The organism is Duganella sp. Leaf126 (assembly GCF_001423125.1).
Classification (GTDB): domain Bacteria; phylum Pseudomonadota; class Gammaproteobacteria; order Burkholderiales; family Burkholderiaceae_D; genus Rugamonas.
In genome coordinates, this window is record NZ_LMNW01000031.1 from 672,516 (window position 1) to 691,452 (window position 18,937).

The 18,937-nt window shown below is 63.7% G+C and carries 20 protein-coding genes; 13 read left to right on the top strand and 7 right to left on the bottom strand.

Features of this window, described 5'->3' with window-relative positions:
• Positions 1-16 precede the first annotated feature (16 nt).
• From ASF61_RS16195 to ASF61_RS16205, 3 genes are all read left to right on the top strand, one after another.
• The gene (locus tag ASF61_RS16195) at positions 17-952 is read left to right on the top strand and encodes a hydrogen peroxide-inducible genes activator (protein WP_056157750.1); all 936 of its coding nucleotides are present in this window, start codon (positions 17-19) and stop codon (positions 950-952) included.
• A 68-nt stretch (positions 953-1,020) separates the two neighbouring features.
• The gene (gene ubiA / locus ASF61_RS16200; RefSeq protein ID WP_056157754.1) at positions 1,021-1,875 is read left to right on the top strand and encodes a 4-hydroxybenzoate octaprenyltransferase; all 855 of its coding nucleotides are present in this window, start codon (positions 1,021-1,023) and stop codon (positions 1,873-1,875) included.
• A 73-nt stretch (positions 1,876-1,948) separates the two neighbouring features.
• A complete protein-coding gene (locus ASF61_RS16205; RefSeq protein ID WP_056158260.1) occupies positions 1,949-2,299 on the top strand; it encodes a YqjD family protein in 351 nt (116 codons plus the stop codon).
• A 147-nt stretch (positions 2,300-2,446) separates the two neighbouring features.
• Here ASF61_RS16205 and proC read toward each other — a convergent pair whose 3' ends face one another.
• A complete protein-coding gene (gene proC, locus ASF61_RS16210; protein ID WP_056157757.1) occupies positions 2,447-3,280 on the bottom strand; it encodes a pyrroline-5-carboxylate reductase in 834 nt (277 codons plus the stop codon).
• Positions 3,281-3,340: 60 nt separating this feature from the next.
• A complete protein-coding gene (locus tag ASF61_RS16215; RefSeq protein ID WP_056158263.1) occupies positions 3,341-4,042 on the bottom strand; it encodes a YggS family pyridoxal phosphate-dependent enzyme in 702 nt (233 codons plus the stop codon).
• 41 nt (positions 4,043-4,083) lie between these two features.
• Between ASF61_RS16215 and ASF61_RS16220 the strand changes: the two genes are divergently transcribed.
• From ASF61_RS16220 to ASF61_RS16250, 7 genes are all read left to right on the top strand, one after another.
• Complete coding sequence (locus ASF61_RS16220) at positions 4,084-5,127, top strand: type IV pilus twitching motility protein PilT (RefSeq protein ID WP_056157760.1); 1,044 nt, start codon at positions 4,084-4,086, stop codon at positions 5,125-5,127.
• 9 nt (positions 5,128-5,136) lie between these two features.
• A complete protein-coding gene (locus ASF61_RS16225; RefSeq protein WP_056157762.1) occupies positions 5,137-6,273 on the top strand; it encodes a PilT/PilU family type 4a pilus ATPase in 1,137 nt (378 codons plus the stop codon).
• Between the two features lie 65 nt (positions 6,274-6,338).
• Positions 6,339-6,824 (top strand): glutathione peroxidase, encoded by a 486-nt coding sequence (locus ASF61_RS16230; protein WP_056157767.1) that lies wholly within the window; start codon positions 6,339-6,341, stop codon positions 6,822-6,824.
• A gap of 133 nt (positions 6,825-6,957) precedes the next feature.
• Positions 6,958-9,543, top strand: coding sequence for a bifunctional diguanylate cyclase/phosphodiesterase (locus ASF61_RS16235; protein WP_229205882.1), 2,586 nt, complete (start codon positions 6,958-6,960; stop codon positions 9,541-9,543).
• 81 nt (positions 9,544-9,624) lie between these two features.
• Entirely contained in the window at positions 9,625-10,179 is a 555-nt protein-coding gene (locus ASF61_RS16240) for a cob(I)yrinic acid a,c-diamide adenosyltransferase (protein WP_056157769.1), read from the top strand.
• Positions 10,180-10,376: 197 nt separating this feature from the next.
• The gene (locus ASF61_RS16245; RefSeq protein WP_056157772.1) at positions 10,377-11,024 is read left to right on the top strand and encodes a zinc ribbon domain-containing protein; all 648 of its coding nucleotides are present in this window, start codon (positions 10,377-10,379) and stop codon (positions 11,022-11,024) included.
• A gap of 244 nt (positions 11,025-11,268) precedes the next feature.
• Complete coding sequence (locus ASF61_RS16250; RefSeq protein WP_056157775.1) at positions 11,269-11,634, top strand: DUF4844 domain-containing protein; 366 nt, start codon at positions 11,269-11,271, stop codon at positions 11,632-11,634.
• Positions 11,635-11,985: 351 nt separating this feature from the next.
• On the opposite strand, the gene dxs is transcribed toward ASF61_RS16250, so the two are convergent.
• The 3 genes from dxs to ASF61_RS16265 are packed head-to-tail and all read right to left on the bottom strand — an operon-like array spanning position 11,986 to position 15,023.
• Entirely contained in the window at positions 11,986-13,863 is a 1,878-nt protein-coding gene (gene dxs, locus ASF61_RS16255) for a 1-deoxy-D-xylulose-5-phosphate synthase (RefSeq protein WP_056157780.1), read from the bottom strand.
• Positions 13,864-14,760 (bottom strand): polyprenyl synthetase family protein, encoded by an 897-nt coding sequence (locus ASF61_RS16260; protein ID WP_056157783.1) that lies wholly within the window; start codon positions 14,758-14,760, stop codon positions 13,864-13,866. It lies immediately after the preceding gene.
• The gene (locus ASF61_RS16265; protein WP_056157786.1) at positions 14,757-15,023 is read right to left on the bottom strand and encodes an exodeoxyribonuclease VII small subunit; all 267 of its coding nucleotides are present in this window, start codon (positions 15,021-15,023) and stop codon (positions 14,757-14,759) included. The genes ASF61_RS16260 and ASF61_RS16265 overlap by 4 nt, the downstream gene beginning before the upstream one ends.
• A gap of 322 nt (positions 15,024-15,345) precedes the next feature.
• On the opposite strand from ASF61_RS16265, the gene ASF61_RS16270 reads away from it, so the two are divergent.
• The 3 genes from ASF61_RS16270 to ASF61_RS16280 all read left to right on the top strand — a co-directional run bounded on the left by ASF61_RS16270 (position 15,346) and on the right by ASF61_RS16280 (position 18,354).
• Positions 15,346-16,446 (top strand): aromatic ring-hydroxylating dioxygenase subunit alpha, encoded by a 1,101-nt coding sequence (locus tag ASF61_RS16270; protein WP_056157788.1) that lies wholly within the window; start codon positions 15,346-15,348, stop codon positions 16,444-16,446.
• A gap of 23 nt (positions 16,447-16,469) precedes the next feature.
• Positions 16,470-17,393 carry a DMT family transporter gene (locus ASF61_RS16275; protein ID WP_056157791.1) on the top strand — a complete coding sequence of 308 codons (924 nt, stop codon included), beginning with the start codon at positions 16,470-16,472 and terminating at the stop codon, positions 17,391-17,393.
• A gap of 85 nt (positions 17,394-17,478) precedes the next feature.
• Entirely contained in the window at positions 17,479-18,354 is an 876-nt protein-coding gene (locus ASF61_RS16280) for a sulfurtransferase (protein WP_056157794.1), read from the top strand.
• On the opposite strand, the gene ASF61_RS24655 is transcribed toward ASF61_RS16280, so the two are convergent.
• Both ASF61_RS24655 and ASF61_RS22935 read right to left on the bottom strand, forming a co-directional pair.
• Positions 18,351-18,653: a type II toxin-antitoxin system RelE/ParE family toxin gene (locus tag ASF61_RS24655; RefSeq protein WP_082491746.1), complete on the bottom strand. Its 303-nt coding sequence runs from the start codon at positions 18,651-18,653 to the stop codon at positions 18,351-18,353. The genes ASF61_RS16280 and ASF61_RS24655 overlap by 4 nt on opposite strands.
• A complete protein-coding gene (locus ASF61_RS22935) occupies positions 18,625-18,906 on the bottom strand; it encodes a hypothetical protein (protein WP_082491747.1) in 282 nt (93 codons plus the stop codon). Before ASF61_RS22935 ends, ASF61_RS24655 begins: the two co-directional genes overlap by 29 nt.
• Positions 18,907-18,937 lie beyond the last annotated feature (31 nt).

The following is an 18,937-nucleotide window of genomic DNA, read 5'->3' on the forward strand; positions in this document are numbered from 1 at the left end:
TGTTCAAATACCTCACATGACACTGACCGAACTGAAATATATCGTCGCCGTTGCGAGAGCGAAACACTTCGGCCACGCAGCCGAAGCCTGCTACGTTGCACAGCCCACGCTGTCGGTCGCCATCAAAAAACTCGAGGATGAACTGGGCGTGGTGCTGTTCGAACGGGGCGGCGCCGAAATCTCGGTCACGCCGCTGGGGGCGCAAATCATCGCCCAGGCCGAGCTGGTGCTCGAACAGACGGCCGCCATCAAGGAGCTGGCCAAGCAGAACAAGGACCCGCTGGCCGGACCGCTGCGCCTGGGCGTGATCTACACGATCGCACCGTACCTGCTGCCGCCGCTGGTCAAGGGCATGATCGACAAGGTGCCGCAAATGCCGCTGATCCTGCAGGAGAACTTCACCGTGCGCCTGCTCGAGATGCTGCGCCAGGGCGAGCTCGATGCAGCCATCATGGCGCTGCCGCTGCCCGACCACGGCATGACCATGCAGACGCTGTACGACGAACCGTTCGTGGTCGCCATGCCGGCCCAGCATCCGTGGACACGGCGCAAAAGCATCCCCGCCAACGACCTCAAGTCCGAGAACATGCTCTTGCTCGGCAACGGCCACTGCTTCCGCGACCAGGTGCTGGAAGTGTGCCCGGAAATGGCGCGCTTCTCCACGCCCGGCAACGGCATGCAGCGCACCTTCGAGGGTTCGTCGCTGGAAACCATCCGCCACATGGTCTCGAGCGGCATCGGCCTGACCGTGCTGCCGCGCGCCTCGGTGCCGGACATGCACGCCAACGACGGCATGCTGCAATTCCGTCCGTTCGACGCGCCGGTGCCATCGCGCCGCGTGGTGATCGTCTGGCGCAAGAGCTTTACCCGCAAGGCGGCGATCGACGCCGTGTGCGAGGTGGTTGCCTCGTGCGACCTGCCGGGCATTACCACCATTTGCGAAGAAGGTTAGATCGGGGAACCTGGGGCGCAAGCGATATTTGCGATAATGGCGTCTTCTCCGTACAGAAACGCCACCCGATGAACAAGCTTGCGCTGTATTTCCGCCTGGTCCGCCTGGACAAACCGATCGGCACCCTGCTGCTGCTGTGGCCCACGCTGTGCGCGCTGTGGCTTGCCGCCGATGGCCGGCCCGATCCGGTACTGGTGCTGATCTTCGCGCTCGGCACGCTGCTGATGCGCTCGGCCGGCTGCGCCATGAACGACTATGCCGACCAGGACTTCGACCGCCACGTCAAGCGCACCGTGGACCGCCCGATCACCAGCGGCCGCGTGAGCGGCAAGGAAGCGCTGGCGATTGCCGGGCTGCTGGCGCTGATCTCGTTCTGCCTGATCCTGCCGTTGAACGCTTTGACCAAGCAGCTGTCGGTGGCGGCGCTGATCATTGCCGGCACCTACCCCTACTTCAAGCGCTTTTTCGCCATCCCGCAAGCCTACCTCGGCATCGCCTTCGGCTTCGGCATCCCGATGGCTTTTGCGGCGGTGCTGGGCACGGTGCCGGCGGTGGCCTGGGTACTGCTGATCGGTAACGTGTTCTGGGCGGTTGCCTACGATACCGAGTACGCAATGGTCGACCGCGACGACGACCTGAAAATCGGCATCAAGACCTCGGCCATCACCTTCGGCCGCTACGACGTGGCTGCCATCATGGTGTGCTACGCGGTGCATCTGCTGCTGCTGGGCTGGGCCGGTCTGCAGCTGGGGCTGGGCGTGTGCTTCCTGGGCGGGCTGGTCGTGGCGGCTGGCATTGCCGTCTATCACTATCGCTTGATCCGCGACCGCCAGCGCGACGCCTGCTTTTATGCCTTCCGACACAACAATTGGTTGGGTGCGGCGGTATTTGGCGGGATCGCGTTAGACTACGTCGTGCGCTAAGCGTTTGCCGCAAGCGGGCAAGCGCAAGGCACGTCCACTTTTTTTCGACCGCAGCGATAACGACGAGGTGTATATGAATCAACCACAAAACGGCAACGGTACGCTCAACGACATCAAGGATGCCACCAGCGCAGCACGCGACAAGGTTGTCAGCGGCGTCAAGACCGCCGCCCACGACGCCCAGGATTACCTGAGCGAAGCCAGCGACAAGGCAGGCGAAGCGATCTCCGAGGCGCGCACGCGCTTCGAAGACTCGCTGCGCAACGCCCGCATCGACCTGCGCAAGCTTGAAGACACGGTCCTGGCCCACAGCCGCGACGCGGCCCGCCAGGCCGACGTCTACGTCCACGACAATCCATGGAAAGCGGTCGGCATCGGCGCCGCCATCGGCCTGCTGGCAGGCCTGCTGGTGTCGCGCCGCTAAGCGACCGCTGCAGATCCGGGGTCAGTTCCGGCAGTCGGGCACGAACTCAGCCATATAGCTGCAGGGAGCGTGTCTGCATGCAGGAACTGGCCCCGACGCCCATCGGGCGCAATTCATTGCGCCCAATTCACCGCGCAACGTCCCCCCTCACCCGGCGGCGCCCAGTTCGTCGCCCAGTTCCCTGCCGCGATCGGCTGCCGCCCTGGCTGCCTTGACGATCGCCGCCTTCACGCCGCTGCCCTCCATGCTGCTGAGCGCGGCGAACGTGGTGCCGCCCTTGGACGTCACGCGCTCGCGCAGCAGCGTGACCGGTTCGTGCGATTGCGTGGCCAGCTGGGCTGCGCCGGCAAACGTGGCCAGCGCCAGTTGCGTGCCCTGCGCCGGACTCAGGCCCAGTTCGGTCGCGGCCTGCTGCAGCGCTTCGATGAAGTAAAACACATAGGCCGGGCCGCTGCCCGAGATCGCCGTCACGGCATCGATCTGCGCTTCGTCATCGAGCCACACAGTGGGGCCGACCGCGCGCAGGATGTCGTCGGCCGCCTGCCGCTGTGCGGCCGAGACGCCGCCGGTGGCAGCCATGCCGGTGATGCCCATGCCGATCAGGGCCGGCGTGTTGGGCATGCAGCGCACGATGGCGCCATAGCCGCCCAGCCAGCGCGACAGATCGGCGCTGCGGATGCCGGCGGCAATCGAGACGACCAGCGGCTGGCGCGCGCGATCGTTCAGTGGCAGCAGCGGCAGCAGCTGCGCCGCCACGTCGCGCATGCTTTGCGGCTTGACCGCCAGCACGATGACGTCGGCCCTGCCGACCGCCTGGTCGGCCCCGGTCGCCGTGCTCACGCCATACTGGGTGCGCAGGCGTTCGAGCGCCTCGGCGTTCGGATCCACCACGTGGATGTCGGCGCCGGCCGTCAATTTGCCGGCCAGGCCGGCGATCAGCGCGGAAGCCATATTGCCGCCGCCGATAAAGGTGATTTTCATCTCAAGCTTTCTCTAACATGAAGAGCCTGACAGACCGCAGCGCGATGCGCAGCAGGTCGGTCAGCGCTCATAGGTTCTGGCGCCGAAAATGGCCGAGCCGACGCGCACGATGGTGGCGCCTTCGACGATGGCCGCGCGCAGGTCGGACGACATGCCCATCGACAGCGTATCGAGCGCCAGGCCGTCGGCGCGCAGCTGGTCGTACAGTGCGCGCAGCCGGGCGAACGCGGCGCGTTGCTGGTCGAACTGGTCGGCCGGTTCGGGAATCGCCATCAGGCCGCGCAAGGCAAGGTTGGGCAGCGCTGCGACGTCGTGCGCCAGCGCTGCCAGTTCGTGCGGGGCCACGCCGCTTTTGCTGGCCTCCCCGCTGATGTTTACCTGCAGGCAGATCTGCAGCGGCGCCAGCCCGGCGGGGCGCTGCTCGGACAGGCGCTGGGCGATTTTTATGCGCTCCACCGTGTGCACCCAGTCGAAATGCTCGGCGATGGGCCGCGTCTTGTTGCTCTGGATCGGGCCGATGAAGTGCCACTCGAGCGCGGGCGCGCCCAGTGCTTTGAGCGCGCCGATCTTGTCCACGCCTTCCTGCAGATAGTTTTCGCCGAAGGCGCGCTGGCCGGCAGCCACCGCCTGCTGCACGGCTTGCGGCCCGAAAGTCTTGGACACGGCCAGCAGCCGCACGGTGTCCGCCGCACGTCCTGCTTCGGCGGCGGCGGCAACGATGGACGCGGTGACAGCTTGCAAGTTCTTGGGGATAGAGGACATAATCATCGAGGGTAGTTACACTTCAGGCACAGGGATTATAAATGGACATTTCCGAACTTCTCGCTTTCTCCGTCAAGAACAAGGCCTCGGACCTGCACCTGTCCGCCGGGCTGCCGCCGATGCTGCGCGTGCACGGCGACGTGCGGCGCCTGAACGTCGATGCGCTCGAGCACAAGGAAGTGCACCGCATGATCTATGACATCATGAACGACGGCCAGCGCAAGGTGTACGAAGAGCGGATGGAGATCGACTTTTCGTTCGAGATTCCCGGCCTGTCGCGCTTTCGCGTCAACGCATTCAACCAGGAGCGCGGCGCCTCGGCGGTGTTTCGCACCATCCCGTCGAAAATCCTCACGCTCGAGGAACTCAACGCGCCCAAGATCTTTGCCGATTTCGCGCTCAAGCCGCGCGGCCTGGTGCTGGTGACCGGCCCTACCGGCTCGGGCAAGTCGACCACGCTGGCAGCCATGGTCAATCACCTCAACGAGAATGAGCATGGCCACATCCTCACCATCGAGGACCCGATCGAGTTCGTGCACGAATCGAAGAAGTGCCTGATCAACCAGCGCGAGGTGGGACCGCACACGCATTCGTTTTCCAACGCGCTGCGCTCGGCGCTGCGCGAAGACCCCGACTGCATCCTGGTCGGCGAGCTGCGCGACCTCGAAACCATCCGCCTGGCCCTGTCGGCGGCCGAGACGGGCCACCTGGTGTTCGGTACGCTGCACACGTCGTCGGCCGCCAAGACCATCGACCGCATCGTCGACGTGTTCCCCGCCGAGGAAAAGGAAATGGTGCGTGCCATGTTGTCCGAATCGCTGCAGGCAGTGATTTCGCAGACGCTGCTCAAGGCCAAGGACGGCAGCGGCCGGGTGGCGGCGCACGAGATCATGGTGGGCACGCCGGCCATCCGCAACCTGATCCGCGAAGCGAAGATCGCGCAGATGTACTCGGCGATCCAGACCGGCAGCAACTTCGGCATGCAGACGCTGGACCAGAACCTGAGCGACCTGGTACGGCGCAATGTGATCGGGTCGGCCACGGCGCGCAGCGCGGCCAAGACGCCCGAGAATTTCCCGGGCTAGGGGTTGACCATGGAACGCGACGACGCCTCCAAATTCATGTTCGACCTGCTGCGCCACATGCTGGCGAAAAAAGGCTCGGACCTGTTCATCACCGCGGGCTTCCCGCCGGCGATGAAAATCGACGGCAAGATGACGCCGGTATCGCAGCAGGCGCTCACGCCCGCGCACACGCTGGACCTGGCGCGCTCGATCATGAACGACAAGCAGGCCGCCGGCTTCGAGCAGACCAAGGAAGCCAACTTCGCCATCAGTCCCGCCGACCTGGGGCGCTTCCGGGTGTCGGCGTTCGTCCAGATGGGGTGTGTCGGCATGGTGCTGCGCACGATCACCAGCGCGATTCCCGTGCTCGACAACCTGGGCCTGCCGCCCGTGCTCAAGGACATCGTGATGGCCAAGCGCGGCCTGGTGATCATGGTCGGCGCCACCGGCTCGGGCAAATCGACCACGCTGGCCGCCATGGTCGGCTACCGCAACGAGAACAGCTACGGCCATATCATCACCATCGAAGATCCGGTGGAATTCGTCCATCCGCACAAGCACTGCATCGTCACCCAGCGCGAAGTCGGTGTCGATACCGACGACTGGGAGACGGCGCTCAAGAACACGCTGCGCCAGGCCCCGGACGTGATCCAGATCGGCGAGATCCGCGACCGCGACACCATGGACCACGCGATCGCGTTTGCCGAAACCGGCCACCTGTGCCTGGCCACGCTGCACGCCAACAGCGCCAACCAGGCGCTCGACCGCATCATCAACTTCTTCCCCGAGGAGCGCCGCCAGCAGCTGCTGATGGACCTCTCGCTCAACCTGAAGGGACTGGTGTCGCAGCGGCTGGTGCCGCGCAAGGATGGGCCAGGGCGCGCGGTGGCGATCGAAATCCTGCTCAACACGCCGCTGATCTCAGACCTGATCTTCAAGGGCCAGGTGCACGACATCAAGGAGCTGATGAAGAAGTCGCGCGAACTGGGCATGCAGACCTTCGACCAGTCGCTGTTCGACCTGTACGAAGCGGGCCAGATCACCTACGAAGACGCGCTGCGCAACGCCGATTCGGTCAACGACCTGCGCCTGGCCATCAAGCTGGAAAGCAAAACCGCGCCCGACCAGGCGCCGCCTGCCGGCGCCAGGGAACTGGGCATACTGTGAACGTGACGCCATCCGCACCTGCGATCACTTGACGAGCAACCACCGAGCACTTTGACGAGCAAGCCATGCCCACCATCTACGATTTCACCGCCAACGACCTGACCGGCGCACCGGTCGATCTGCGCCAGTACCAGGGCCAGGTCCTGTTGATCGTCAATACCGCCAGCCAGTGCGGCTTCACGCCGCAATACCAGGGCCTGGAAGCCGTGTACCAGCAGTTCCGCGACCGTGGCGTGGTGGTGCTGGGCTTCCCGTGCAACCAGTTCGGCGCCCAGGAGCCGGGCAGCGCCAGCGAGATCGGCGCCTTCTGCGAAAAAAACTATGGCGTCACGTTCCCGCTGTTCGCCAAGATCGATGTCAACGGCGCCCAGGCCCACCCGCTGTTTGCCAAATTGAAGCACGACGCGCCGGGCGTGCTCGGCACCGAGCGCATCAAGTGGAATTTCACCAAGTTTTTGGTGCGCAAGGACGGCACCGTGTTTGCCCGCTACGCCCCGACCACCAAGCCGGAAAGCATCGTAGCCGACATTGAAAAATTGTTACTGGAATAATTTTTAGCGCCAGGAAGCCACGATTTGTGTAGTGTGGAAAGTAAAATCGTGAAAACGGTTTGTTAAAATCGTGCTTTAGGTTAACTTTTCAGTAATAATGATCTTCGGTCACTGCCAACACGAATCGTTAACTATGTCTTTGTTCGGAAAGTTCCTGGCGCCCTGGTTGCGAATGGGCGTGTATGCGCGCCTGTTCATGCCCATCTTCGTCCTGATTACGGTGGTGCTGGTGGCGCGGTATACGACGATGTTCGAGTCGGAAACCGTCACTGCCAACACGCATTACCAGCACAGCGCCAGCCAGCTGACGACGTACCTGCAGCACACCCTCCTGCCCACGGTGCAGACGGCAGACCGCGCCACCCTCGACCGCACCCTGCGCGACGCGCTGCTGCTCGACGCCGACCTGGTGGCCCTCCAGCTCGATTACCGGGGCGGCCACCTGGGCGTAACCCGCACGCCCGCGCCCGCACCGCCCTACCCGCTGTGGTTCGAGGAGCTGCGCGCGCTGCAGCCGATCCAGCGCACCGTGCGGCGCGATGGCGCCACCCTGCAGCTGGCGTTCGAGCCGGTGCTGCCGCTGGCCCGCGTGTGGCACACGCTGCGCCAGCAGGCGGTCATCTCGATCACCAATATCGTCATCATCTACACGCTGCTGGGCACCATCCTCTACACCAACAAGCGCATGCTCAGGCGCCTGAACACGGCCACCCACCGCTTTTATGGCGGCGATTACGCCACCCGCATGCAGGTCAGCGGCACGCTGGAGGCGCGGGTGCTGGCCGAGACATTCAATAATATGGCGCAGCGGGTGCAGGCGCTGGTGGGCCAGCTGCAGCACAGCGAAAAAAGCCTGAGCCAGCAGCTGCAACACACCTTGCGCGCGCAGCAGCAGCTGCAGGCGCAGAAGGAGCGCATCGAGGTGACGCTGGCGTCGATCGGCGACGCCGTCATCACCACCGACCTGACCGGCCGCATCGAGACCATCAACGAAGTGGCGCAGCAGCTCACCGGCTGGCCCGAATCGCGCGCACGCGGCAAGGAGCTGCACCAGGTGTTCGCGCTGGCGAACAACTTCGGCCAGCATGCGCTGCTCAAGTCGATGGCGGCGATCTACGCCGGCGGCGAAGTGGTCAAGGTGGGCAACCAGAGCCTGCGCCACCGCTCGGGCCCGGCGCTGACGGTCGAATACACGGCCAACGCCATCCGCACCGCCGACGGCAAGGTCGAAGGTTCGGTACTGGTGTTTCGCGACGTGACGGAACGGCGCCAGCTGATGCAGCAGATCTCCTGGCAGAGCAACCACGACATCCTGACCGGGCTGCCCAACCGCGCCGCACTGGCGGCCCGCTTCGAGAACGAAGTGACGCGCGCGCGCGAACACAACTACCTGCTGGCCGTGTGCCTGTTCGACCTCGATCACTTTCAGCACGTCAACGATACGCTGGGTCAGCACACGGGTGACGAAATCCTCAAGCAGGCCGCCAACCGCCTGCACGCGTTTGCCGGCCAGCGCCACTACGCCGCGCGCCTGGGCGGCGACGAATTCGTGCTGCTGCTGCCCGAGCTGCGCGGACGCGGCGACGTGGAACAAGCGCTGGACCGGCTGTTGATAGCGCTATCGCGCGATTACACCTGCGACGGCAAGCCGGTGGCCATGTCGGCCAGCGTCGGCATCGCGGTCTATACCGGCAACGAGGCCAGCGCCGACAGCCTGCTGCGCCACGCCGACCAGGCGCTGTACCAGGCCAAGATCACGGGCCGCAACCGCTACCACTTCTTCGACGCCGACCTCGACGAACAGGTACGCACCCACCACAACCGCCGCACCGAGGTGCGCGCCGCGCTGCGCGCCGGCGAGCTGCGCCTGTTCTACCAGCCCAAGCTCGACATGCGGCGCGGCCGCATCATCGGCATGGAAGCGCTGCTGCGCTGGGACCATCCGCAACGCGGCATCGTGGCGCCGCTGGAATTTTTGCCCATCGTCGAGCACAGCGACGTCATCATCGATATCGGCGAATGGGTGCTGCGCGAGGCACTGAGCCAGCTGCAGCAGTGGCGCCAGACCGACCCGGGCTGGATCGTCAGCGTCAACATCGCCGCGCGCCACTTCCAGCGCGCCGATTTCGTCGAGCGCATCACCGCCATCCTGTCCGAATTCCCCGACGTGCCGCCGCACATGCTGGAGCTGGAAATCCTGGAATCGTCGGCGCTGTCGGACATCAACCACGTGCGCGCCATCATGCAGGACTGCCAGGCGCTCGGCATCGGCTTTGCGATCGACGATTTCGGCACCGGCTATTCGTCGATGTCGTACTTAAAACGGTTGCCGGCCGACGTGCTGAAGATCGACCAGAGCTTCGTGCGCAACATGCTCGAAGACCGCGACGACCTGCACCTGGTGAGCGCCGTGATCGGCCTGGCGAAATCGTTCGGCCGCGCAGTGATCGCCGAGGGCGTGGAAACGGTGGAACACGGCGCCATGTTGATGCGCCTCGGCTGCGACCTGGTGCAAGGCTACGGCATCGCCCGGCCGATGCCGGCGGACCAGGTGCTGGACTGGGTGGCAGCGTTCGGCGAGCGGGCGCCGTTGTGGCAGGSGGCAGCGCGGCTGGCGCCGATCGTCAGCCTGCATGACGAGGCGACGGCGCCGACATCGCCGGCCCTGCCGGCAAGATCACCGATGGCACCGGTGACAACGCTGATCCGTTCCGGCTGATCGCCACAACGAAAGGGATTGTCGGCAGAAAAGCGCAACTGCTGTATGCTTGGGAGACTCTGACAACCAACCGAAACAACCATGGGCAACCGACTCTCGAAGATCGCCACCCGCACCGGCGACGGCGGCACCACCGGCCTCGGTGACGGCAGCCGCACCGACAAGGATAGCGTGCGCATCCACAGCATCGGCGAAGTCGATGAACTCAATTCGCATATCGGCCTGCTGCTGTGCGAAGACATGCCGGCCGACCTGCGCGACGAACTGGTGACGATACAGCACGACCTGTTCGACCTGGGCGGCGAGTTGTGCATCCCCGGCTACCAGATGATTACCGAAGCGCACGTGGAGCGGCTCGACACCTTGCTGGCCAAGTACAACGCGACGCTGCCGGCGCTGACCGAATTCATCCTCCCTGCCGGCGCGCGCGCCGCCGCGCAAGCGCACGTGTGCCGCACCGTCTGCCGCCGCGCCGAACGCGCCATCGTCACGCTTGGCAAAGCCGAAACCATCCACGAACACCCGCGCCAGTACGTGAACCGGCTGTCGGACCTGCTGTTCGTGCTGTCGCGCGTGCTCAACCGCCATGCGGGGGGCAGCGACGTGCTGTGGCAGCATGAGCGCAAGCGCGGGTGAGCGGCCCACGGTGACATTTCATGCATTTTTAAACACATTGGAGTGCTAAAATGCCATGGCTTTGCGCACGAATCGGCCCGCGCGCAAGCAGGTGTTGAACGCGGCATATTGCGTCATCACGTATTGCAAGATCCGGTCGCCGACTTACCTGTAAAACATTCGTCAGCGGTGTTTTACGATATCTTGATCGTTGAGCCATGTCCGACATGCAGTTTGCCAACAATTATCGCGACCTGAGCAACTCGACAGGGGTCGATGCCGGCTTCCAGTTCGAGTTTTGCTGCGAGCGCTGTAACGACCGCTGGCGCACCCATTTCAAACCCTACCGCAGTGCCCAGGCCTCGGGTTGGCTGCAAAAGGGCGCCAGCATGTTCGGCGGCCTGCTCGGCAATGCCGGCAGCGTGGTCGACAGCCTGGCCCAGGCAGGTTGGCATACGGCACGCGATGAAGCGTTCACCGAGGCAGTTGCCGCCGGCAAGACGCACTTCAACCGCTGCGGCAACTGTCATGACTACGTCTGCAACCAGTGTTTCGACAGCGCCAGCGGCCTGTGCTTCAACTGCGCGCCCAACATCCAGGTAAAAATCACGCAGGCACGCGCCCAGGGCGAAGCGTCCGCTGCGTCCGACAAGGCGAACGCCGAAGGCCAGCTGCGTGGCGGGCGCCACGACGTCAGCCAGACCAAGCAGCTGGTATGCACCGCGTGCCGGGCCGAGACCCACGGCGCCAAGTTCTGCCCCGAGTGCGGCCACCGGACTGCCCAGCAGATGACCTGCCGATCCTGCTCGACGATGCTGCAGCCCGGGACAAAGTTCTGTACCGAGTGTGGCGAGCGCCAGACGTAAGTGCTTGCCCCTTTTGAGGGCGAGCACGTGCGCTCATCGATACCAAAAATCCCCACCATGCGACGCTGTTCGCCGAGTTGCTGAGCGCTCTCAGCCGGTCGGCAGGCGGCGGCTGGAAAAATGAAACTATTTGGATCAAAGAAAAAGATTAAGAATACAGAAAGAACGTGCTACGTGCCTTGGGTGAATGAACTCCCCTGACGCCTACTGGCGACTGTCCCCAACAAGAAAATGAAATTACTACATGAGCTACGACCCCCTATCCGAAGTTATTGATGCGCCAATCGAGGTCGATGATTCGACAGTGATGAAGTTACACATCCTTAAAGCTGTTGAAAAATTCGGCTCGCTTCCTGGCGAAAACACGGCAGAAGAGAAAAAACGGCTGACCGCGATTCTCGATGACTTACTCCTGCGATTGATAGGTGGTGTTCAAGCCAACCCCACGAAGCTTTGGGTGCTTACCGCGTTTCAGCAGTCTTTGGCTCTGGTTGAGAACGAGGATACAGAAGCGCGTGAACATTTCGGTACCGAACTGGAGCTGATCATGGACGCGCTCGGGATTGAAAGTTCAGATGGTCTGCTTGCCGCCTACCTGGGTGGAATCTGATGGAGTTCGGCCAATAGCGGAAGCGTGATTTTTAACTGCAGGCACGCAAAGCATCCGATATGAATCTAGAAGCTCGCGAGGCAGAACGGTGGCTTATGCCAGTTGTCGCCATAGAACACGGCTGAGCCGGAGCATGCGCACAGCAGCGTCACCGGTGGCGCCAGCGGCTCATTCCAGACGATCACCTGCAACGCCATGAAAGCGATGAGCGTGGCTGCAATATAGATGGCAGCTGCCTGACCGACTGGATCGCCGATATTTGTAAAAACGCCGATCCCAACGATTCGAATTTCGACACCTCACTCGACCAATGGGCGTGTGCGGTTGCGAACAATCGGCGATGTCAACCGTCTAGCTGTTATTGATCACCAGACGCGGCTCGTCAGCAGCGCCGTCGAAACGCGCCCTGATCGACGCCGTAATGCCGGCCGCGTCGAGTCCCACGCTGGCCAGCAGCTTGACCGGATCGCCGTGGTCGATGAACTTGTCGGGCAGGCCCAGCATCAGCAGCGGCTTGACGATGCCTTCGGCTGCCAGCGCTTCGGCCACGGCGGCGCCGGCGCCGCCCATGATGGCGCCCTCTTCCACCGTGACCAGGCAGTCGTGGCTGGCAGCGAGTTGCCGGACCAGTTCCACGTCCAGCGGTTTCACGAAGCGCATATTGGCGACCGTGGCGTCGAGCGTGTCGCCGGCGGTGACCGATGGCGCCACCATCGAGCCGAATGCCAGCACGGCGATCTTCTTGCCCTGGCGCTTGATCTCGCCCTTGCCCAGCGCAATGGTGGTCAGCGCCTGTTCCATCGCGGCGCCGATGCCGGCGCCGCGCGGGTAGCGGATGGCGGCCGGTCCCGGATAGTGGTAGCCGGTGGTGAGCATCTGGCGGCATTCGTTTTCGTCCGAGGCGGCCATGATCACCATGTTCGGGATGCAGCGCAGGTAGGCCAGGTCGTAGTTGCCGGCGTGGGTGGCGCCGTCGGCGCCAACCAGGCCGGCGCGGTCGAGCGCAAACGTGACGTCGAGGTTTTGCAGCGCGACGTCGTGCACCAGCTGGTCGTAGCCGCGTTGCAGGAAGGTCGAGTAGATCGCCACCACGGGCTTGAGACCTTCGCAGGCCAGGCCGGCGCCGAACGTCACCGCGTGCTGCTCGGCGATGCCGACGTCAAAATAGCGGTCCGGGTATTGCTGCTCGAAGCGCACCATGCCCGAGCCTTCGCGCATGGCCGGCGTAATGCCGACCAGCTTGCTATCGGCAGCGGCCATGTCGCACAGCCAGTTGCCGAACACCTCGGTATAGGTCATCTTCGATGGCGCGGTGGCTGGCTTGATGCCTTCGGCCGGGTTGAACTTGCCGGTGCCGTGGTACAGGATCGGCTCGGCCTCGGCCAGCTTGTAGCCCTGGCCCTTCTTGGTCACCACGTGCAGGAACTGCGGTCCCTTGAGCTGGCGGATGTTCTGCAGCGTGGGAATCAGCGAATCGAGGTCGTGGCCGTCGATCGGGCCGATGTAGTTGAAACCGAATTCCTCGAACATGGTGGCAGGCACCACCATGCCCTTGGCATGCTCCTCGATGCGCTTGGCCAGTTCCAGCACGGGGCCGGGCAGCACCGACTTGCCGACATTCTTGGCCGCCGCATAGAACTGCCCCGACATCAGGCGCGCCAGGTAGCGGTTGAGCGCGCCGACCGGCGGCGAGATCGACATGTCGTTATCGTTGAGGATGACCAGCAGGTTGATGTCGTCCTGCACGCCGGCGTTGTTGAGCGCCTCGAAGGCCATGCCGGCGGTCATCGAGCCGTCGCCGATGACGGCGATCGCGTGGCGCTGCTCGCCCTTGATCTTGGCCGCCTGCGCCATGCCCAGCGCAGCCGAGATCGACGTGGACGAGTGGGCGGTGCCGAAGGTGTCGTACTCGCTCTCGTCGCGCTTGGGGAAGCCCGAGATGCCGTTGAGCTGGCGCAGCGTGTGCATGCGGTCGCGGCGGCCGGTTAGGATCTTGTGCGAGTAGGTCTGGTGGCCCACGTCCCACACGATGCGGTCTTCCGGCGTGTTGAACACGTAGTGCAGGGCAACCGTCAGTTCGACCGTGCCCAGGTTGGACGACAGATGGCCGCCCGTCTTGGAGACCGAATCGAGCAGGTAGGCGCGCAATTCGTGCGCCAGTGGCGTCAGTTGATGGTACGGCAGTGCGCGTACGTCGGCCGGTGAATCTATTTTTTCTAGCAAGTTCATTTATGCCTTCCGCTGCACGATCAAATCCGCGAGTTCGCGTAACCGCAGAGCCTTGTCTCCGAACGGCGCGAGCGCTGCGTGCGCATCGAGCCGCAATGTTTCCGCCAGCGCGCGCGATGGCGCCAGCCCCAAGATCGACACATAGGTCGGCTTGTTGTCGGCCGCATCCTTGCCGGCGGTCTTGCCCAGTGTCGCCGAATCGGCGGTGGCGTCGAGCACATCATCGACGACCTGGAAGGCCAGGCCGATCGCGCGTGCGTACTGGTCGAGCGCGGCCATGTCGGCAGCGCTGAGGTCCTTGCCAGCCAGCGCGCCCAGTACCACGGCCGCGCGCAGCAGCGCGCCGGTTTTCAGCTGGTGCATCTGTTCGAGCTGTTCCAGCGTCAGGCTCAGGCCCACGCTGTCGAGGTCGATGGCCTGGCCGCCGCACATGCCGGCCGAGCCGGACGCCTGGGCCAGCACCTTGAGCATGGCGGCCAGCCGCGCGGGCGGCAGCACGCTGGTGTCGGCCTCGGCCAGCACCACGAACGCCTGCGCTTGCAGCGCGTCGCCGACCAGCAGCGCGGTCGCTTCGTCGTAGGCGATATGGACCGTCGGCTTGCCACGGCGCAGGGCGTCGTCATCCATGCAGGGCATGTCGTCGTGCACCAGCGAGTAGGCGTGGACCATTTCCACCGCCGCGGCAGCGCGCGCCATGATGGCGGCGTCGGCGTCGAACAGGGCGCCGGCCGCATACACTAGCAAAGGACGCACGCGCTTGCCGCCGCCGAGCAGCGCATAGCGCATCGCTGCGTGCAGCTTGGTCGGCGTGACGGTCGCCGCTGGCAGGAAGGCCGACAGATCGCTTTCCGAACCGGCTTGCACGGTCTTCATCCAGTCGTCGAAGGCGGCGCTCATTGTTCGGCCTCGGCGGCGGGTTCGAATGGTTTGAGCATCTCGCCTTCGAGCACCTTGACCTGGGACTCCACTTTTTCCAGCTGCGCCGCGCACAGCTTGACCAGCTCGGAACCGCGCGCATAGGCGGCCACCGACGCTTCGAGCGGCAGTTGACCGGCTTCCATTTGCGCAACCAGTTGTGCCAGCTCTGCCATCGCTTCTTCAAACGAGACGTTGGCGGCGGCGGCGGTCGTTGCAGCTTCGGCAGTTAATTTCTTGGACATTGGTTCTGAGAGAAGGTCATGCATTTGTTGGCAAAAAAGCTTGCCAGGCAGTGTAGCCCGTTATTTTAGAACAAACCACCCACACCGGTGGAACTATACGGGGTGGTGGCGGATTTTAGCGCAATCGTTGCCGCCTGCGTTAAACGCATGTATTTATTGCAATTCCTTACAAGTTAGCGCGTTTGACGCTCTGCCCCTGCGCGCCGAAACACGGTATAATTGCCGGTTCCGTCCGAAATACTATTTTCAACTCACTTGAATTCAGGAATTTGCGGATTCTGTCTCTTCTTGGTTTGCTGTATTTTAATTAAGGGGGGTTTGGATGTCCGATCTGGGTACCCACGCCAAGCTGGCGCGTTCTAACGCGCAACTTCCGGTTGACGTCTATTTTGACGAAGCGCTACTGCAGCGCGAAAAGCAGCAATTGTTCCAGAATGGTCCCCGTTACGTGGGACACGAGCTGATGGTGCCCGAGCTGGGCGACTTCGCCACGCTGAAGTCCGAAAACGAAGGCCGCATGCTGGTGCGCAATGCCAACGGGCTCGAAGTATTATCGAATGTCTGCCGCCACCGGCAGGCGCTGATGTTCAATGGCCGCGGCAATGCCAACAATATCGTCTGTCCGCTGCACCGCTGGACCTACGACCTCAAGGGTGAATTGATCGGCGCGCCGCATTTCGCGGAAACGCCGTGCCTGAACCTGCCCAAGACCACCCTGCAAAGCTGGAACGGCCTGCAGTTCGAGCAGAACGGCTACAACGTCATGGACAAGCTCAAGAACCTGTCGGTGACGAAGGATCTCGATTTTTCCGGCTATATGTTCGACCGCGTGGAAGTGCAGACCTGCGATTACAACTGGAAGACGTTCATCGAAGTCTACCTGGAGGACTACCACGTCGAGCCGTTCCACCCCGGTCTGGGCGGCTTTGTCAGCTGCGACGACCTGCGCTGGGAATTCGGCGACGATTACAGCGTGCAGACCGTGGGCGTCAACAAGGGGCTGCTCAAGTCCGGTTCCGAAGTCTATAAACGCTGGCAGGAGCAGGTGCTCAAGTTCCGTGGCGGCGAGGCGCCGCCGTATGGCGCGATCTGGCTCACGCTGTATCCGAACATCATGGTCGAGTGGTATCCGCACGTGCTGGTGGTGTCCACGCTGTGGCCGGATGGTCCGCAGCGCACGCGCAACGTGGTCGAGTTCTACTACCCCGAAGAAATCGTGCTGTTCGAGCGCGACTTCGTCGAGGCCGAGCACGCCGCCTACATGGAAACCGTGTCCGAAGACGACGAGATCGCGCTGCGCATGGACGCTGGCCGCAAGGCCCTGCGCGACCGTGGCGAAACCGATGCCGGCCCGTACCAGTCGCCGATGGAAGATGGCATGCAGCACTTCCACGAATGGTACCGCTCCAAGATCGCGCTGTAACAGCCCTTCCTAAAAGGACCCGGATGCAATCGCTTTGGATGTTGTTTGCCAGTTTCATGTTCGCCGTCATGGGGGTGTGCGTGAAGCTGGCGTCCGAAGCGTTTTCCACCTCCGAAATCGTCATGTACCGCGGCGTGGTCGGCGTGATCGTGCTCGCTGCCATCATCAAGTCGCAGGGCGGCAGTTTCCGCACCACGATGCCGCTGGCGCACCTGTGGCGCTGCGTGATCGGCGTGGTCTCGCTGTGGCTGTGGTACTACTCGATCGGCGAACTGCCGCTGGCCACGGCCATGACCCTCAATTACCTGTCGCCGATCTGGATCGCCGTGTGGCTGTTCGCGCTCGGCTGGTGGCACGCGAAGGGCGACATCCAGTGGCCGCTGATGCTGGCCGTGATGATGAGCTTTGTCGGCGTGATCCTGCTGCTGCAGCCGGCCTTCCACGCCAACCAGCTGACGCCCGCCCTGGTGGCGCTGTGCTCGAGCGTGCTCACAGCGATGGCCTATATGCAGGTGCGCAAGCTCGGCCTGGCGGGCGAGCCGGAGAGCCGCGTGGTGTTCTATTTCGCGGTCACCAATATCGTTGCCGGCCTGCTCGGCAACATCGTGCTGGCCGGCGGCAAACCGGTGACCTGGCACCCGATCGACAGCTGGCACGGCGCCCTGCTGCTGCTCGGTATCGGCGTGTGCGCCACCAGCGCGCAAGTGGCCATGACGCGCGCCTACCGCCTGGGCCAGACGCTGGTGGTGGCCAACCTGCAGTACACCGGCATCGTGTTTTCCAGCATCTGGGGCGTGCTGGTGTTCGGCGACGTGTTCAGCGCGATGAGCTGGGCCGGCATTGCCATCATTCTCGCCTCGGGCATGGCCGCAACGTTCTACAATACCCGCAATACAGAACGCGGCAAGGCCATCGACAAGGCCGACCCGATTTCCAGCGAAGTATAAGGAACCTCGAAAAAATACTGAACAGACCGCTCGCTACGGTTTTTCGGGGTGTCTTTCAAGTTCCGTCTAGTGAATGGAGTTCGCCATGTACACCACTTTGATCAGCGCCGCCGACCTGGCCGGCCATGTCAGCGACAGCGGCTGGGTCAGCCTCGACTGCCGCCACGACCTGCTGAACCCGGATGCGGGCCGCGATGCGTTTGCCGCCGGCCACATCCAGAACGCCCAGTTCGCCAACATCGATACCGACCTGTCCGGCGCCAAGGCCGGGCCCGATGGCGTGTTCCGTGGCCGCCATCCGCTGCCCGCACGCGCGGCCCTGATCGAAACCCTGCGCGCCTGGGGCATCAGCGACGATACGCAGGTGGTGGCCTACGACGCCCACGGCGGCATGTTCGCTGCACGCCTGTGGTGGTTGCTGCGCTGGGTAGGCCACCGGGCCGTGGCCGTGCTCGACGGCGGGCTGGCCGCCTGGCAGGCCGCCGGCCAGCCCCTGGCGATCCCCATGACACCGGTGGCGCCGCGCGCCCGCGGCACGCTTACCGAGCGGCCCAGCCTGACCAGTACGGTATCGGTGGACGACGTGGTGGCCAACCTGGCCACGCAGGCGCGCACCGTGGTCGATGCGCGCGCGGCGGACCGCTACCGCGGCGAGAACGAAACCATCGACCCGGTCGGCGGCCACATTCCCGGCGCCCGCCACCGCTTCTTCAAGGACAACCTGACGCCCGAGGGACGCTTCAAGGAGGCGGCCCAACTGAAGGCGGAATGGACGCCGCTGTTTGCCAGCGCACCGCAGGCGATCATGCAGTGCGGCTCCGGCGTGACGGCCTGCCACAACCTGCTGGCGCTGGAGGTGGCCGGGCTGACCGGTGCAGCGCTGTACCCGGGGTCGTGGAGCGAGTGGTGTGCCGATGCGGCGAGGCCGGTGGCGACGGGAGACACGCCAGCGGGTAACTAAGACCGTCTGCGCTGGCGCGCCCAGCGGATAATTTTGATCTCATGGTGCATGACGCGGTATTCGATCAGATGACCGGTTCTTGGAATCGCAAATCGTCTGCGTCCATGTGCGCCCAACGAGGTTCCAATGGCAGGTTGAGCCGCTATGACCGCGAGCGCGGCTTTTACTCTCTCGATAATACGCGCGGCGGCATGTGCATCTTGCGCCGCGATGTAGTCGAGGGACTCGGAATAGGCGTGCGCCGCGCTGGGCATCCACCGAACCGGTAAACTACTCGACCTGGCATTGTCGCTTGCCATGGTCTGCAACCAGGGCACTGGCCTTCGACATCACTTCGGCGTTATCGAGGCCCCGATGATGCATAAAATAGCCATCTGCCTCGATATCTGCGCGGATGCCCTCTTCCACGTCATCGAAACCGTAGCGCCAGACATCCGGCCACAACTGCAGAGCATCGGTGCCCTGCAGTGCGGCAAGCCGCTGCAGGCGTGCGCGATCTTGGTCCGAAAGGGCGGCTAATGCAGCTGCCTGTTTTGCGTGTGGCGTATCCATCCCGTCATCTTACCCTCCCCGCCCGAAACCG

Bases quoted from the DNA above. Each gene is read 5' to 3' on its own strand.
- ASF61_RS16195 (WP_056157750.1), top strand. From the start codon at position 17: ATGACACTGACCGAACTGAAATATATCGTCGCCGTTGCGAGAGCGAAA.
- ubiA (WP_056157754.1), top strand. From the start codon at position 1,021: ATGAACAAGCTTGCGCTGTATTTCCGCCTGGTCCGCCTGGACAAACCG.
- ASF61_RS16205 (WP_056158260.1), top strand. From the start codon at position 1,949: ATGAATCAACCACAAAACGGCAACGGTACGCTCAACGACATCAAGGAT.
- proC (WP_056157757.1), bottom strand. From the start codon at position 3,280: ATGAAAATCACCTTTATCGGCGGCGGCAATATGGCTTCCGCGCTGATC.
- ASF61_RS16215 (WP_056158263.1), bottom strand. From the start codon at position 4,042: ATGTCCTCTATCCCCAAGAACTTGCAAGCTGTCACCGCGTCCATCGTT.
- ASF61_RS16220 (WP_056157760.1), top strand. From the start codon at position 4,084: ATGGACATTTCCGAACTTCTCGCTTTCTCCGTCAAGAACAAGGCCTCG.
- ASF61_RS16225 (WP_056157762.1), top strand. From the start codon at position 5,137: ATGGAACGCGACGACGCCTCCAAATTCATGTTCGACCTGCTGCGCCAC.
- ASF61_RS16230 (WP_056157767.1), top strand. From the start codon at position 6,339: ATGCCCACCATCTACGATTTCACCGCCAACGACCTGACCGGCGCACCG.
- ASF61_RS16240 (WP_056157769.1), top strand. From the start codon at position 9,625: ATGGGCAACCGACTCTCGAAGATCGCCACCCGCACCGGCGACGGCGGC.
- ASF61_RS16245 (WP_056157772.1), top strand. From the start codon at position 10,377: ATGTCCGACATGCAGTTTGCCAACAATTATCGCGACCTGAGCAACTCG.
- ASF61_RS16250 (WP_056157775.1), top strand. From the start codon at position 11,269: ATGAGCTACGACCCCCTATCCGAAGTTATTGATGCGCCAATCGAGGTC.
- dxs (WP_056157780.1), bottom strand. From the start codon at position 13,863: ATGAACTTGCTAGAAAAAATAGATTCACCGGCCGACGTACGCGCACTG.
- ASF61_RS16260 (WP_056157783.1), bottom strand. From the start codon at position 14,760: ATGAGCGCCGCCTTCGACGACTGGATGAAGACCGTGCAAGCCGGTTCG.
- ASF61_RS16265 (WP_056157786.1), bottom strand. From the start codon at position 15,023: ATGTCCAAGAAATTAACTGCCGAAGCTGCAACGACCGCCGCCGCCGCC.
- ASF61_RS16270 (WP_056157788.1), top strand. From the start codon at position 15,346: ATGTCCGATCTGGGTACCCACGCCAAGCTGGCGCGTTCTAACGCGCAA.
- ASF61_RS16275 (WP_056157791.1), top strand. From the start codon at position 16,470: ATGCAATCGCTTTGGATGTTGTTTGCCAGTTTCATGTTCGCCGTCATG.
- ASF61_RS16280 (WP_056157794.1), top strand. From the start codon at position 17,479: ATGTACACCACTTTGATCAGCGCCGCCGACCTGGCCGGCCATGTCAGC.
- ASF61_RS24655 (WP_082491746.1), bottom strand. From the start codon at position 18,653: ATGGCAAGCGACAATGCCAGGTCGAGTAGTTTACCGGTTCGGTGGATG.
- ASF61_RS22935 (WP_082491747.1), bottom strand. From the start codon at position 18,906: ATGGATACGCCACACGCAAAACAGGCAGCTGCATTAGCCGCCCTTTCG.